At 42.2% G+C, this 15,118-nt stretch carries 22 protein-coding genes; all 22 read left to right on the top strand.

The genetic code is table 11. The annotated features are described in order from the left end of the window. Window positions 1–35: 35 nt before the first annotated feature. Window positions 36–515 carry a hypothetical protein gene (locus KOE27_RS13140; RefSeq protein ID WP_215239317.1) on the top strand — a complete coding sequence of 160 codons (480 nt, stop codon included), beginning with the start codon at window positions 36–38 and terminating at the stop codon, window positions 513–515. Window position 516: 1 nt separating this feature from the next. Then, window positions 517–900, top strand: coding sequence for a hypothetical protein (locus KOE27_RS13145; protein WP_215239318.1), 384 nt, complete (start codon window positions 517–519; stop codon window positions 898–900). Window positions 901–1,115: 215 nt separating this feature from the next. Continuing rightward, window positions 1,116–2,153, top strand: coding sequence for a reverse transcriptase/maturase family protein (locus KOE27_RS13150; RefSeq protein ID WP_215239319.1), 1,038 nt, complete (start codon window positions 1,116–1,118; stop codon window positions 2,151–2,153). Between the two features lie 273 nt (window positions 2,154–2,426). Then, window positions 2,427–2,906 carry a DUF4494 domain-containing protein gene (locus tag KOE27_RS13155; RefSeq protein WP_215239320.1) on the top strand — a complete coding sequence of 160 codons (480 nt, stop codon included), beginning with the start codon at window positions 2,427–2,429 and terminating at the stop codon, window positions 2,904–2,906. Continuing rightward, window positions 2,903–3,430: a hypothetical protein gene (locus KOE27_RS13160; RefSeq protein ID WP_215239321.1), complete on the top strand. Its 528-nt coding sequence runs from the start codon at window positions 2,903–2,905 to the stop codon at window positions 3,428–3,430. Before KOE27_RS13155 ends, KOE27_RS13160 begins: the two co-directional genes overlap by 4 nt. Window positions 3,431–3,672: 242 nt before the next feature. Further along, window positions 3,673–3,933 carry a hypothetical protein gene (locus tag KOE27_RS13165; RefSeq protein WP_215239322.1) on the top strand — a complete coding sequence of 87 codons (261 nt, stop codon included), beginning with the start codon at window positions 3,673–3,675 and terminating at the stop codon, window positions 3,931–3,933. A 9-nt stretch (window positions 3,934–3,942) separates the two neighbouring features. Then, window positions 3,943–4,233 (top strand): hypothetical protein, encoded by a 291-nt coding sequence (locus KOE27_RS13170; RefSeq protein WP_215239323.1) that lies wholly within the window; start codon window positions 3,943–3,945, stop codon window positions 4,231–4,233. A 531-nt stretch (window positions 4,234–4,764) separates the two neighbouring features. Next, window positions 4,765–4,998 carry a hypothetical protein gene (locus tag KOE27_RS13175; protein WP_215239324.1) on the top strand — a complete coding sequence of 78 codons (234 nt, stop codon included), beginning with the start codon at window positions 4,765–4,767 and terminating at the stop codon, window positions 4,996–4,998. Between the two features lie 39 nt (window positions 4,999–5,037). Further along, window positions 5,038–5,268, top strand: coding sequence for a hypothetical protein (locus KOE27_RS13180; protein WP_215239325.1), 231 nt, complete (start codon window positions 5,038–5,040; stop codon window positions 5,266–5,268). A gap of 213 nt (window positions 5,269–5,481) precedes the next feature. Beyond that, window positions 5,482–5,760: a hypothetical protein gene (locus tag KOE27_RS13185; protein ID WP_215239326.1), complete on the top strand. Its 279-nt coding sequence runs from the start codon at window positions 5,482–5,484 to the stop codon at window positions 5,758–5,760. Window positions 5,761–5,781: 21 nt separating this feature from the next. Then, window positions 5,782–6,285, top strand: coding sequence for a dATP/dGTP pyrophosphohydrolase domain-containing protein (locus KOE27_RS13190; protein WP_215239327.1), 504 nt, complete (start codon window positions 5,782–5,784; stop codon window positions 6,283–6,285). 294 nt (window positions 6,286–6,579) lie between these two features. Then, the gene (locus KOE27_RS13195) at window positions 6,580–6,831 is read left to right on the top strand and encodes a hypothetical protein (RefSeq protein WP_215239328.1); all 252 of its coding nucleotides are present in this window, start codon (window positions 6,580–6,582) and stop codon (window positions 6,829–6,831) included. Between the two features lie 319 nt (window positions 6,832–7,150). Next, window positions 7,151–7,606 (top strand): hypothetical protein, encoded by a 456-nt coding sequence (locus KOE27_RS13200; protein WP_215239329.1) that lies wholly within the window; start codon window positions 7,151–7,153, stop codon window positions 7,604–7,606. A gap of 80 nt (window positions 7,607–7,686) precedes the next feature. Next, the gene (locus KOE27_RS13205) at window positions 7,687–8,187 is read left to right on the top strand and encodes a terminase (RefSeq protein ID WP_215239330.1); all 501 of its coding nucleotides are present in this window, start codon (window positions 7,687–7,689) and stop codon (window positions 8,185–8,187) included. Window positions 8,188–8,191: 4 nt separating this feature from the next. Then, window positions 8,192–9,541 carry a hypothetical protein gene (locus KOE27_RS13210; RefSeq protein ID WP_215239331.1) on the top strand — a complete coding sequence of 450 codons (1,350 nt, stop codon included), beginning with the start codon at window positions 8,192–8,194 and terminating at the stop codon, window positions 9,539–9,541. A gap of 6 nt (window positions 9,542–9,547) precedes the next feature. Further along, on the top strand, window positions 9,548–11,347 hold the full coding sequence (locus tag KOE27_RS13215) for a hypothetical protein (protein ID WP_215239332.1): 1,800 nt from the start codon (window positions 9,548–9,550) through the stop codon (window positions 11,345–11,347). A gap of 225 nt (window positions 11,348–11,572) precedes the next feature. Next, a complete protein-coding gene (locus tag KOE27_RS13220) occupies window positions 11,573–11,815 on the top strand; it encodes a hypothetical protein (RefSeq protein WP_215239333.1) in 243 nt (80 codons plus the stop codon). A gap of 221 nt (window positions 11,816–12,036) precedes the next feature. Then, on the top strand, window positions 12,037–12,570 hold the full coding sequence (locus KOE27_RS13225; protein WP_215239334.1) for a hypothetical protein: 534 nt from the start codon (window positions 12,037–12,039) through the stop codon (window positions 12,568–12,570). Window positions 12,571–12,635: 65 nt separating this feature from the next. Then, window positions 12,636–13,520 (top strand): hypothetical protein, encoded by an 885-nt coding sequence (locus KOE27_RS13230; protein WP_215239335.1) that lies wholly within the window; start codon window positions 12,636–12,638, stop codon window positions 13,518–13,520. Between the two features lie 27 nt (window positions 13,521–13,547). After that, window positions 13,548–13,907 carry a hypothetical protein gene (locus tag KOE27_RS13235; protein WP_215239336.1) on the top strand — a complete coding sequence of 120 codons (360 nt, stop codon included), beginning with the start codon at window positions 13,548–13,550 and terminating at the stop codon, window positions 13,905–13,907. 37 nt (window positions 13,908–13,944) lie between these two features. Next, entirely contained in the window at window positions 13,945–14,304 is a 360-nt protein-coding gene (locus tag KOE27_RS13240; RefSeq protein WP_215239337.1) for a hypothetical protein, read from the top strand. A gap of 230 nt (window positions 14,305–14,534) precedes the next feature. Then, a complete protein-coding gene (locus KOE27_RS13245) occupies window positions 14,535–14,906 on the top strand; it encodes a hypothetical protein (RefSeq protein ID WP_215239338.1) in 372 nt (123 codons plus the stop codon). Window positions 14,907–15,118 lie beyond the last annotated feature (212 nt).

The following is a 15,118-nucleotide window of genomic DNA, read 5'->3' on the forward strand; positions in this document are numbered from 1 at the left end:
TGCGGGATTGATTCACATTTATCAAACAAAATAATATGGAAGCACAAGTTTTAACAATCACAGCATTAAATGCACAGAATGCCTTTAACAAGGCTAATTCTGAAATAAAAAAGACTCTTCAAAGTCTTTGGCCAGATCATAATTTCAACCGGGATATTACCGAGATGGTGGATAGCTACGAAGCGGCTTGCGAACTGGAAGGAATCACACAATTGACCATTGCTGATTTCGAATTTCTCCCAGAGCAGGACCGAGAATATCATTTTGTTGATCACCAGCTTAATATTATTCACCGAGCCTTAAATGAAGGGTGGACATGGAAAGAAGGTGAACGAGGTTACTATCCAGTTTTCAATAGGGCCGCTGGTGGTTCCGGGTTTTCGCTCGGCCTCGTCGGTTACTGCTCTTCGTCTTCGACTGTCGGCGCCCGCCGGACCTATAAAGACGAGAGATTAGCAATGCACTCGGCTAAAAAGTTCCTACACCTACATTCTGTAATCCAAAACAACGAATAAGATGAATATCAGAGAACAAGTAAAAACAATTGAAGACGCGTGCCGGTTACGCGGTGTTGAATACAGCGATATCACACCATGGCCTGAGCCTAAAAACGACTTTCAAAAAGCTGTAAATAATTTCGCCCATAGCGTGATTGTAATCGAGGCTCTTAATGAAGGCAAAGTTCCGGACTACGACAATGGTGAGCCAAAATTTGAACTGTGGTGGGATATGAGGGGTCAAGCCGCTGGTGGTTCCGGGTTTTCGTTCGGCGGCGTCCTTTACCTCTATTCGGATTCGTTTGTCGGCGCCCGCCTCGTTTTTATCGAGGAAGAAAATGCAGAATACTTTTCTACCCAGTTCCCGCACCTGTTTGAGGGTTTTATGGTGGTGAAAAAATAGAAGAAATAGGTTGTGTGCTGTTGCCGCTGGTGGTTCCGGGTTTTCGTTCGGCGGCGTCCTTTACCTCTATTCGGATTCGTTTGTCGGCGCCCACATATGTAAGTCATTAATTAATTTATTGACAGCACAGACCTTGCCCACATGGCAAAAAATGACCTCTAAAATTTTATGGGGCTTTGGTAGCGAAAGTGAAGATGACCCGCAAAGCATAGGCAATGAAAAAATTCGGGAATTTGTACGAGAAGATTTGCAATAGAGAAAACCTATTACTGGCCGACCTGCACGCGAGTAAAGGAAAATCCAGGCAGAAAGATGTGAAGTTTCATATTCAAAATCGTGAAGCAAACTTGGAATTACTTCATCAGATGTTGGTAAACAAAACTTTTAAAACTTCCGAATACAAAACCTTTACCATTTTCGAGCCTAAAAAGCGTATTATTTCAAGGCTACCTTATTTCCCTGACAGGCCAGTACAGCATGCTATCATGAATGTGGTTGGTCCTATCTGGCTATCCGTATTCACAAAAGATACTTACAGTTGCATAAAAGGCCGGGGCGTTCACCTCGCATTGAAAAATGTGAAGCTCGCCTTGAAGGATGTTCCGAACACTACATATTGTCTCAAACTGGACATTCAAAAGTTTTACCCCAGTGTTGATCACAAGATTTTAAAACGGATCATCCGGCTTAAAATAAAGGACAATGATGTTTTGGATCTGATTGATGGCATTATTGATTCATCACCGGGCCTTCCAATTGGCAATTATCTAAGCCAGTTTCTTGGGAATCTGTATCTGACATACTTTGACCATTGGCTTAAAGAAGTCATGCGTGTAAAATACTACTTCCGGTACTGTGATGACATGGTCATCTTATCAGGATCGAAACAATATTTACACCAGTTGCTCGCAGACATCCGTCTTTACCTTGACATTGATTTGAATCTTGCATTAAAACCTAACTATCAGATTTTCCCTGTCGAAAGTCGCGGTATTGACTTTCTGGGATACGTAATCAGGCACGATTACGTACGGATGCGAAAAAGAATAAAACAAAGCTTTGCCAGGGCAATAGCAAAAAGAAAACCGAAGTTCAGCCTCGAAGCTTACAAGGGCTGGGCAAAACATGCAAATACTCTCCACCTCATAAAGAAACTTAACGATGACTCAAATAAAAAACTTCAAAGATTTCGGGATAACCGCCGAATTCAAAGGGATGGAAGGCGAGAAAATAGATATATACCAGGTCCTTAACAAAGAAATTGAGGTTCACCGGTATCGAATAGAAAACTCCAAATATCCCGAGAAAGGAAATGGCAAGCGCCTCGATATGGAAATAGTTTTCGATGGCCGTAAAAGGGTTGTGTTTTCAGGGTCAGTGATTCTTCAGGAAATAATCAAAAAGATACCGCTCGCATCATTTCCGTTCAGAACGGTGATTAAAATGATCAACCGACGTCACGAATTTACCTGACTGACGATGCGGTTAAGAGTCTCAGATAAATTTCACCTTTAATTATAAAAATCATGGCCTCATGGTACAATGCGAAGATCCGCTATCAAAAAGAAGATGAAGCGGGGAGCCTCAAAACAATTAACGAATCATACTTGATTGATTCTGTAAGTTTCACTGAAGCCGAAGCTCGGGCTTATAAACAGATTGTAACTGGCGCAAGTGATTTCGGTGTAATCAGTATTACCCGCATGCGACTTGCCGACCTGTTTATCTACGAAGAAGGGGAAAAGTGGTACAAAATAAAAGTTGTGTACTTCTCCGTGGACGAAAGATCAGGAAAAGAAAAAAAGGTAGTGAACTACATGCTGCTGAATGCAGAAAGCGTGCAGCAAGCTCAGGACAGGATCATTGAAGAGCTCAGAAACTTCCTAATTCCGTACGAAATCGAAAGCGTCTCACTTACACCAATCCTAGAAGTGTTCCCGTATCAGGCTCCCGACGAACAAGAGGTGCCGGATAATTTCAGGCCTGTTTCGGACGCGCAGCCATGAAAATTATTTGTGCTCACTGTAACAAAGAGGCGGACTTGCCAACAGGGAAAGTCAACTACTCCGTAAAAAAGGGATGGAAGGTATTTTGTTCGCGATCATGCTCTTCAGCGGCGCGAAGAGCAAACAGGACACCGGAAGAATGGAAGCAAATTAAGGCGGATTACGACAAAAAAAGGCGCGCTGATCTTGGCGACGTCCTTAAAATGCAAAAGGCTGAATACTTCAAAAGAACCTACGATCCTGTCAAAGCCGCTATTCAAAGAAAAAAGAGGATGCCTTCGCACGTTGAGTATTGTCGCCGACCAGAATATCGACAAAAAAAGAAGGCATACGACGAAGTCTATCAGGCCAAAAGGCTTTATGGAGAGCACTGGGAAAGTGCAATCATATTAAAAAATCTTGAATGTCATATCGATAACAGAGAAGTGAAACAATCAAATAATTTAATTAACAAATCACAAAAACGAAAACGGTTATGGACCAAAATTCTGAATCAAAAATTGAACTCACTGCCAACAACTTGAAGAACGCCCTTTGGGATACCCTTCAAAAAGTACAGTCCGGCAATATGGAGCCCGGTCAAGCAGATTCTATTGCCACTTCGGCAAGGGAGATATTAAGAACAACTTCAGTTCAACTCAAAGTGGCCCAGCAGTCAAAAAGGCCGATCCCCTCAGACGTGCTGTCGTTTTCTGAAAACCAAAAGTGATTTTCACGGCGCATGCATAATAGTGTGCGCCAATATGTATCCGCATCCAGCATCAAAATGAAAAAACAAGCAAGAGTCTCTATAAAGGAGCCTGTAAAACCTACAAAGGAAGTCAAAGCCGATTTATCGAAAGGAATCTACAAAGGAGAGATTCGGAGTATCGTCGGCCAGCATAGATTACTTGTCCGCGCATCTGGTAAGGAGTCGTTCATTTATGTCGATAAATCCGGAGTTGAAGCGATAAAGGAAAAGTACGGAAAAGACTTCATCCGGAATTGCGGGGTTGTTAAAAAGGATCATAAGCCACAATTTAAATAAAGACTCAAGATGTCAAGGACAACAACTTTATTAAGAAGGCCAGACGGATCAAAAGTTGAAATAACCGTTGAGTTTTGGGTGAATATTCGCAAAGAAAATTACTCCGTGGTTGTTAATTTTTGCGCCCCTGGAAAGCGGAAATTTAAACCGTTGTATGATTCGGATACTTGGCAGTATCGAAACCTTTCTTTGCCTGAGCGACTGGAATATGCACGGAAAAAGCAACTGGAAGTGTGCACCGAAGAAGAAATTTACGAAGCAAAATTAAAGTGTTGGGAATCTTTAAAGCCTGAAAAATAATGGGAGATTTCATTTCATCCAAAACGGTGGCGACCAGGAAAGAGCACAAATGCTTTACCTGTTGCAGAAATATGCCAAAAGGCAGCACAATGTTAGCTAGCACAAACAAGGAGGACGGTCAAATTTACACCTTGTATATCTGTCAAACTTGTGTTGACGTCATCCATGAGTTTCCCCATTTCGAAGGTAGTGAGTGGCTTTACGAACATGAGACAATTCGTGAAGCTCTCGCGCCAGGTCAAACCCCGGAGCAGCTACTGGAGGATCTGAGAAATTCAAAACCATCATTAAACAGTTAAACACCATGGCAGCAACAAGAATAATGCCCATGCACATCTGGGCCTTGCTCGACGCAAATTTACGGCGTCAAACCGGTTACGGAGCCTGGTACTGGTACGGAGTTGAAAGAAAGAAAAGATCAGTACCTATGTCAAGATTAAATTTAATCGTAGCAAGGTTATCTTGGAGGAATTCGCCGGAAGGAATTGAATTTTGGGAGCAGGTTTATAACGAGTACAAAAATCTGAAACCATGAAAACTGAAAAACAGGAATTAGAAATTGAAGTAAAATATTTTGAAACTGACGATGAACGAGCAGACAAAAGGAACGGCTTGAAACTACGAAACAACAGCCCGGAGCTAATCAATTACGCCGTCGAATTTTCCTTAAAAATGCACGTAGACGAGGGTATTATTACATTAGAAAGGATTGACAACGTATTGATTACAAATGTTGCCGTCTATGTAATTGTGTTTAAGCAGTAGTCTGGGTTTATAATTAGATACTTTAAAAAAGCAGAAACCATGAAATTTAAACCTGGGCAAATCTGGGAAACACGCGACGGGAAAAGTCACGTGGTGATAGTAAGAATTTTAGAAGAAGAAGCAATGTACCCGGTGAGAGGTATAAACGACTGCTGGACGGATGCAGGTCGATATATAAGCATTGGGTACATCAGGGAATACAATTTTATGGACCTCGTAAAACTGGTCGGCTTCGTAAAAGTAAAATCAAATAACAGTTCAAAACCTTAACAGATTTCAATAATGGAAATATTACTGATGCTGGGCTTGATGGCTGTCGTAATGGTAGGCGCTCAGATTTTTGCCGAATTGCTAATAGTTATTCTGAAATTATTTTGGATGTTCTGTTGCCTAATCGGTTCCTGCCTACTTGGTATTTCGCAGTGGATCACGATTCAAATTATGAAAGTTTGGAGTTTAAAACCTTAACATAAACGAACCCTTATGAGCTCATTCGGACAAATATTTTTCACTACCGATAAGTGGAAAGATGCATTCCAGTGCTGGGACGATAATCAGCATTTGTATGAAGGTAAGATACAGATGGTTATCAACACAAACTTTTTCACGTCTGGCTATTGGATTGAAGACATCGGCAAAGAGCTGGCGCACGGCGACATCGTGTACGATTCTAACAAAAAGGTGCAGGCGCTAAAAGCTAGAATTGAGTCGGAAATAGACAGGGCCGAAAGCGATGGATGTTCCCCGCAATTTGTAAACTAAAAACCTTAACAGAGTCGAACCATGAAATCATTCGAAGATTTTTTGATCGAGGTCTTTATTGAGCGTTCCGAAAACCCCAACCCGGAACACGTTCAAAACGCGGCAAGGAACTACGAGAAGATGCGCGCCATGTTTCCATTTATCGACGCGGTACATCACGCTTCGATTGAGGCAGCACAGCGATATTCTGACCAGAATGGAAAAGGCAATCAATCCCTATTCGACCTGGAAAAAGAGCGATTCCAGTGGAGCCAACGAACATTCCGGGCGGCGAGCCCTTCCGGTTGTCTTTTCCACCTTCGACGGGAAATTAAGGAGATAGACGCAAGCCTGAATGCTGGAAACCCCGACCCGGTCGAGTTCGCGGATGCTCAAATGATGCTGTGGGATACAATGCAGCGGTGCGGCATATCCCTGGATGAAATGTTTCAGGCATTCCGCGACAAATTCGAAAAGAACAAGCGTCGGAAGTGGAACCAGCAACCGGAAGGTCACTATGAGCACGAAAGAGGAATTCACGATTAAACTTTAACAGCTATGAACCAGGAATACGGATGTGGCCTCGATTCAGAGGTGTTTGAGTGCCACCGATGCAAAGGCCAGTTTAATCATACACAAGGTACGTGGTTACCTGCCGGAGAAACAGAAATCCAATTTATGAAGGAGATAGAGGGGCGTAGTTTGGGGGATACGAGATTCTTTACCTGGGACCTTCGTGAACCGGAAGTGATAACCAGCGACGATTTTACTTGTTACGATTGTATAACTGAAAACGATGTTTTCTTAGAGCTATGATGAAAATATGTAAAGAACAGTTTATTGAGCGAAGACAGAATCGTATCTCCTAAAAGAGCAAAAGAAATAATTTCTGGCGTCTTAAGAGATCAGTCTTATTTTATTTGTCATAAAGCCAGTATTGATGGTAAAGACATTTGCTGCAGAAAATTTTACGATGAGATGGGGGATAATAGCCAGTTGATTCGAATAGCTGAAAGACTTAATGCCATTCAGTTTGTTGAGATGCCGGAGACAGAAAAATTGCCAACCTGGAAAGAAATGCATAAAAGTTAATTAATCCAACCCAAACAAACTAAGCGATTCAAACGGAGGCTGCTGGTAAGGCAAAACGGCTTCCGGAACGTCGGTGTTAACGCGGGAATTACAAATTCCGTCGTTTAAGGCTCATTCGGGTTAATCCAGGATCGAAGTACAACGACGGGTACTATCGGCAGCTTTGTGAAGTGAGAGATGTTTTAGAAAAAAGTTGAAAATATTTTATCTAAGCGCTTTTTTGTACCTAAACAATAAGTTGTAAGTAATTTTATTTCGTTTTTATTACATTTGGAATATTTAGTATATTTGAGAAAAATTGAACCATAAAAATACAGCCATGAGAAAACTTGCCATTTTTACGCTTCTCTCACTTTTCTTCCTTATAGGCGCGTTGGATGCGGCGCATGCCCAGGTAAAAGACAAGGATAAGAGTGAAAGCAGATTCCTGCCATTGATATCCAAAACAACCGGTAAGACGATTGATACCCTTTCTAATGCCACAACAAAGAGGCAGACGGTTAAGGCGGAAGGTTACTACAACACCGTTTCTATCATAACCACTTTAAAAAAGAACAGCGGCACCATGGCCGGGAAATTGTATTTCCAGCTTTCTCACGACGGTATTCATTTTGCCAGGGCAGGAGGCGCTGATTCATTAACCGTAACCAATGTAGACTCGCTAAGCAAAGAGTTTAACATATCTCCTTCCAGAGCTTTGTTTTACCGAATCGAGTTCGTCGGATCTGGTACTCAGTCAACAAGGTTCAATAGTACCGCGATTTTGAGGAAATAAGTATAGTGGTGGTAAGGTAAAAGCCCGACAACTTAATCAAGGGTCGGGCTTTTTGTTTGAATAACCTAAATTATCCGTATATGGCAGGAGGGCGGCCAACAAAATATGACGGGGGGTATCACCCTAAATTGGCCTACAAACTTTGTCTCTTGGGCCACACAAACAACGAAATTGCTGAATTTTTCGATGTAAATATTGATACGATTTACGAATGGCAAAAAATACACGAAGAGTTTTCCGACGCACTTACGCGCGGAAAAGTTGTAGCAGATGCAAAAGTTGCCCAGGCGGTGTATAAAGCAGCTATAGGTTTCAGGCACAAGGAAACTAAGTTTTTTGTAATCCGGGATGAAATAAAGACCGAGGACACAATCAAACAATATCCTCCTGACATGAAAGCTGCAGCCATGTGGCTAAGCAACAGAACCAAAAATTGGAGAGCTCGCCCAGCAGAGCAAAAGCCGGATGGCGATGGAGAGGAAGGCGGAAGATCAAAATCAATAACCTTTACGGTAAAAGACCCAGTTAAAAATACTCAGATAACCCTGGATATAGGTGGAGCTAACGAGGAAACAGTTTGAAGCGATGCAACTTTTGGAGAAACCGAAAGTTAATTTCATTTTATACGGAGGCGCTATCCGGGGGGCTAAAACCATTTGGCTTGCGATTACATTTGCTTATCTGGCCATTTTCTATCCGAATTCCAGATGGGCGATCATGCGGGCAGACAGGCCTAAAATCAAAAATAACCTTCTCCCGTCGGTCAACTTTGTTTACTCTCAAAGGGAAATAAGTCAACATATAGTTGACCGAAACCGTCAAGATTTAACTTATACTTTTGAAAATGGATCCGTGATTCAATTATTTGCCGAGAGTTATACTCAGGACAAAGATATGACGCGTTTTCATGGATTAGAAGTAAATGGATTCGGATGTGATGAACTGCCGGAGTTCCAAGAACAAACCTTAGACAAATGCTTTGAGCGTGCCGGATCATGGCTGAATGCGGGTTACGGAGCAAACGGAAAGAAACCAAGGCCATTGGTTTTGGGGTCTGCCAATCCTACCAAGAATTGGGTAAAAACCCGGATTTATGACAAGTGGAAAGATGGATGCCTACCAGAAGGATGGGAATATGTACAGGCCAAAGTGTCAGACAACCCGTATGTCCCTGAATCGTATAAATTGAGTCTCAAGGCCAATATGACCACAATTAACTACCAGCGATTTGTGGATGGTGACTGGGAATGGGTAGAAAGCAATGGTCACGAATGGCTACACGAATTCAACTACACACAACACGTCCGGAAAGTTGCATACATGCCGGGCCTTCCAACATATTTAACCTTCGACTTCAACGTATTGCCCTACATGACAATGCTTTGCTTTCAAGTCGAAGAGATCGCAGGTGGGTACAGGGTAAGATTTTACGATGAGTTCTGTTTAGAACACCCGAGAAACACCGCAGAAGATGTTTGCAAAGCGTGGATTCAGAAATATCCAAAGGTTTACGGATCGGCTCCGGTGAGTTACTGCGGTGATGCCTCCGGGGAAAATAGAATACCAGGTTTTGGTGAAAGAAAGGCGTTTAACCCGGTCCGGGAAACTTTAAAACCATTTTTACACTCGTCATCCAACCGGGTTTACAAAAAGCAATTCTTCAATGAATTTCTCCGGAAGTTTCTAAACGACATACTGAGCGGCCATTTGCCGGTTGAAGTTTGGATTGATGAAACGAACTGTCCCAAATTGATCAAGGACATTCAAGAAACGCTTGAAAGCCAATCGGGGGGATTCACAAAAGAAAAAGTAGTCCAGGAGAAAACCGGATTGAAATACGAGAAAAACGGGCACTGCGTCGATGCTTTCAAATACGGATTGCTTTCTGTGTTCTCAAAAACTTATGAAGAAAAATATCACAAAGTTCAATATTAGCCAGCCATGATATCAATAGGACAGGGAATATCAATTATGCTCCCCAGGATTGACAGCCAAACCAGGCACGAGTTTTATGATCGTACCGTAGATCGTCGGAAGTTGTACCATGCAATGATGACCGGCGATGACATTGAATCATATCTCATGCGGTTTGAACGGAGAGAAACGGCGGAGCAGTTCAATTTACGAAAGCGGGTTACCCAACAGTGTGTTTCCCCAGCCATAAACGAGGCTGCGGCTCAGTTTTATAAAACCTCCCGGTATCCCAACATCAAAAAGGAGATTTCGTATAAAACTGATTCGGGAAAGTTGGCCAGGCTGGAAGAGGCTTTAAAAACCTTCTGCTACGGCGGTGATGTTCAGTCTTATCTAGCGCTCGAATTTGACCGAAGAAGCCTGATCGATCCAAACGCCTTTCTAGTAATAGATTTCTCTGATTTCGATGCAATGCAGAACCAGAAGCCCGGATGTTACGGCGTTTTTGTGCCTTGCGATAATGTGGTTGATTTTGAATTTCTTCCGAATGATGAACTCAATTACCTGATAATTGAAAGGGGTGTAGAAATATTTGATAAAGACGGGCTTATTGTAAAACTCAAAGACTACATCGGGTACTTGGGTAATGAAATCCTGATTTATGAGGAAATTCACGAAGATAGAAGATTGCTTTTAGGCGAGACAGTGAGCGCCGGAGCTACATCTTACAATTTCCGCCAGCTTGAATCAGCAGCTGGCCAGGTGCAGGCCTACCGACTTGGTTACATTAAAGACCCGATAACCAACTACCGAACCGTTATTTCCCCGCTGGATACAGCCGAAACCGTTGTAATGGATTTGAATAACGATAAATCCAATTACGACCAGACTAAAATGTTTCACTGCTTTCCGCAGAAATTTGCGTTTGAAAAGCCGTGCCCTGGTGTTGATAGTTTGACGACGTGCAACCACGGGTTTGATCCAGCAGGCAACAAGTGTGCGGCATGTCACGGCTCAGGCATATTGATCCATGAAAGTGCCAGCGACGTTATAACATTTCCTTTGCCAACAGACAGCGAAGACTATCCGGTAAAGCTGTCGGAAATGGTTCATTACGCAGAGATGAGTATTGACATCATAAAGCATCTTCGAGAAGATCTTGAAGGCTCAAAAATGGGAATCATGCGGGCCATCTTCAATACCGAATCTGCCGTAAAAACAGACGGCAAGGTAAAAGTTGAGAATACAGCAACAGAGTTCACCATTAAGGCAGACGACAAGAATAATACCCTCCTTCCCTTCTGTGAGCACAAAAGCAAGTTTTACAAGTTCATTGTTCGTCAGATTGCGTTGTTTAATGATCTGGCCGACGGACTTCAAATCTTGTTTGAATATCCAGCATCTTTAAGGCTCGAAACAGTTGAAGAGCTTCAAGCCAAATTTGCAACATTGGTTAACGCGAACGCCAGCCCTACCCTACTCGACGACATTGAAAAAGAAATCGCTTCAAAACGGTTTGTCGATGATCCGGAAGGCTTAAAAAAATACGAAATCTGGAAAATGCACCGACCATTTAGAAACCGGCCCAGCACAGAGGTGGAATTTGCCATCGGAAACGGATCCGTTCCAAAATACCTGGAAGTATTATGGGCGAGTTACGAACAAATCATGACTGAGCTGGAAAATGAGAATTCAGGATTTTACAACAAGGCTTATGCCGAACGGGCAAAACTTATAAAAGAACGCGCTCAGCAGTATGTAGCAGAATTAGAGCCAGCGGTACCAGAAGGCGGGTTTTTGAATCAACCGAAAGTACCGTTAGGGTAAGAATATAATCCGCCTGGGATTTGTAACAGAGGTATTCGCCCTGATAAGCGGGAAGTTGTCATAGACCGATAATGATTAAATAAGGCGCTTTATCCCTCCGGGGCTTCGGCTCGATATAGGTAAAGTGTTGGAGTGAGTTGGGCGAATGGAAAGATATCATGACTCATTTAATCAAAGACTGACACCGGGAAAGACTGGTATTTTTTCACTTTAAACACTAAGGCAATGGCACAACGCTTAAAAGCAAAGTTTAGAATAATGTCTGTGGCGCCTCAGTCTGAGGGCGCAAGTACAGTAGAATTAAAAGCCAGTGCAGTGTATGGCACTGAGGGAGTAAATGCGGATTTCACTTCGGTTACTCCCTGGGGAGAGCTTCGCATGGGGATAGAGCTTACAGCTCCGGCAGCATCCGTTCTTAAAGAGGGAGACGATATTTATTTGTATCTCGAAAAAATAGAAAAAGAGTAACAATGACATTCGCAGTTTGTCCAATGAACGATTCGGCCCCGCATGACATTTGGTCAACAGCCTGTGAATGCGGGTGCCGTGTTACATTTGCCGAAAATGGCAATATGACGATCATTCACGAAGCCCATGATGAATGTGTGGTAGAGTCATGGGGTGTTTTCGAGCAAGAAAAATTACCTGAACCATGACAAATCAAAGTTGACTTAATATAATCACTGGTTATGGTTACAAAACTGGGCTACAACACAAGCATATTCGAGGGTGCCAGAGCGCTTATTGAATCGCATCATGTAGGTGTGGATCTAATTATGTGCATCCTTGGACGAAGAATTTCTGATGGAAATTTCAGAGCAGTTTACGAACATGCATTAGATCCTACCAAAGTTATAAAAATAGAGTACGGATTCAGCAGAAAAGATACTCATGATTGCATAATGCAAAACAGCTTTTGTAACATCCAGGAATTCCTATTGTGGCGAGAAATTGAAGGGTTAACAGGCAAACTCAAATGGGTAAAAAATTGGTTTGCTCCAATTGAATGGATTAGCCCTAGCGGACATATCATGTGCATGGAGAAAACCGAACAACTCCCTGATAGAAAAAGACCTGGTAAAATCCCTGAATTTCTCTGGGACGTTAAGCAAGAAAACTTCGGATGGATCGGAGATAAGTTTGTTTGTCACGATTATGCTCACGTTTCGGCACTGATCACATACGAAAAGAAGTTTCAAAAGGTTAAAGACTACTGGAATTAAAATAATACAACGAATTTATAGCAGTTCCCGTAAAAGCATTCACCAATTATCAATAAAATACAATTGTGGACGACAACGAACGTATCAAAAAGATTGAAGAGATTCAATTAGCCCTGGAAGCCTCTGTAAAGAAGGCCGAAGATCAGCTGTTTGATCTGTTGATGCTCAATTGGTCGGAAGTCAGGAACAACCCATCAACGATCCGCAGATTATGGGCAAAGTTTGCGCGTGAACATTACCTACCGCTTATAACTCAGTTCAAAACGGACATTGAAACCGTGTTGGTTCTGAATGAGGAATACTTTGCCGCCACCGGAACAACCGAAAAGGTTAAAAGCATCGCCAAAACGGTCAGCACCTATGTTGATGATCGGATGGGGATTGATGCCACTGGGAAAATCATCAAAGAGGGATATCTTGATACTCTTATCCAAGATCAAACCGCCAAGCGAAAAGTTCAGCAGTACTTTTACAAAACCAGGTCCCTAAAAAATGAAACTTCGCTTAAGTTAGAAGTAAAAGAGCTGGTAAAAGGCGTTGAGAACAAGGGAGGCGTTGTTGATAGGTTTTTCAAGGACAATGTTTACGATACTTACCAGGAAGCAGACCGGTTGACCCAAAACCAATACGCGCAAGAATTGGAGCTGCCTGCTGCTCTTTACGTAGGTGGGTTGATCGAAGGATCACGGGCATTTTGTAAGGAACGGAACCGGAAAATATTTCTCCGGGAGGAAATTGCTTTGTTTGGAACACCTGAGGACACATTTGGCGGATACTCGGACAAATCGAAAGGAAAATTTGACGGAAAGCCCAAAGATGGTTATGATCCTTTCACGCAATGCGGCGGCCACGGGTGCCGACATCATCTTTCCTGGCTGACGGCTGAATTTGCAGCCGTCCGGGATAAAACGTTACAAATTGTTGATGGTAAACTTGTTAGGATTTCGTAAATTGCATAAAACAAAACCACTATATCAATGGAAGAGCAAGATAAGTTAGAATCTCCCGACCCTCACTCATGTTATTCACCAGAAATTTTTTGGAAACTGTTTAGGGGCGGTGCATACAGAAGCGAGTGTAGTAATTTTGCAAAAATATATCCTGCACTTTCAGCCGAAGACATAGAAATTCTTTTGAGTGTTAGGGCGAATCTACATGAAACTATTAAAGTTGAGCATGAATTCATCACAGAAGATGGATTTAACTATAGTTTGGTTAGGTTTATTAAAAGATCTGCATCATTTCCATCCCGGAAATTTGTTTGGGGGGATTGGAATCCTACTCAATCAGATTTCATTAATGAGAAAATTATAGAAGCTTTGGATTCTATAATATAGGACACGCACCATGCCTAACGACGACGAACCGACCTCAATGGAAGAGCAACTAAAGATAAAAGCCACGGATCGAGATACACAGGTCTTGTATGAAAACTTTTTAAGGGTTATTCAGAAAACTAAGGATGAAAATATTCACGAATGTGCCTGGTATCCGTTACATCTTTCCGATTTTGACTCGGAAAATGAAAAAATACTCGAAGTATGGGGGCCCGCTTTTAAAGAAGCCTCTTTAAGATTAATTCAAGATGGGTATCATGTAACAGAATTAATGTCCAACTATGGTTACGGTAGAAAATATAAGGAGATTTTAATTTGTTGGAGTGATGAAGCTTTAAAACAAGCCCAGGAAACAGGATATCCGTTTTTAAAACTACCAGATGCAATCATTGCCTGAAGACGACGAACCAACCCCAGCGGAAAAGCAAACAACAGAAGCATTTGAAGCGCTACCAGAAGAACAAAAGGTTCAGTTCTTTGTGACTTACGCCATGATGCTACTCGACAGAGATCAAATTAAGAACGTGATTCGCATACTCCAACAAAGAATAGGATGATTGTTTTGATATTCTCTATTTTTTTGCATTAATTTATATCGTTTTTATTTCATTTAGAATAAAATTAGCCATGGCCCAGGAAGAACAAAAATATCTCGCTCAAAAAGACGGTTACTCATCTCGCTATTTCACAATGAAACAGCTTGAATCAATGGGTACAGATCCAGGAGGTGAATCATACGACGGCTGGAAGATTATCGAAAAGCCGGAAACCCCTGACGAGATAAAACCAAAGGCTCCGAAAGAACCAAAGGCTCCGAAAGAACCAAAGGCTCCGAAAGAACCAAAGGCTCCTGGTACAAAAAAGCAACCAAAAAAAGAAGATAGCCATGAATCTACTGGAAAATCAAAAAAAGGTGATGGGGGCGACAATATCGATCCCGAACGTTCAGCGCAGCCGGATCCCGCATCAGGTAGCGAAGGGGACAGCAAAGCCAACTGATCATATTGCAAAAGTCCTGGGAAGATAATCACAGGACTTCATGTTCAATTCTAATCAGTTAGCGGAATGTCACAGAAAAAACAAACAATGCTTGTTATACAGCATACTAGCAGTACGCACAAGCAGGACATTTCAGAAGCAGAGTTTAATAAACTTCGTCCGGAGATCAAATCGAAATACAAGATCTTGGAGAGAAGCGAGGTTAAAACACC

Origin of the sequence: Dyadobacter sp. CECT 9275 (assembly GCF_907164905.1) — a bacterium.
GTDB lineage: Bacteria > Bacteroidota > Bacteroidia > Cytophagales > Spirosomataceae > Dyadobacter > Dyadobacter helix.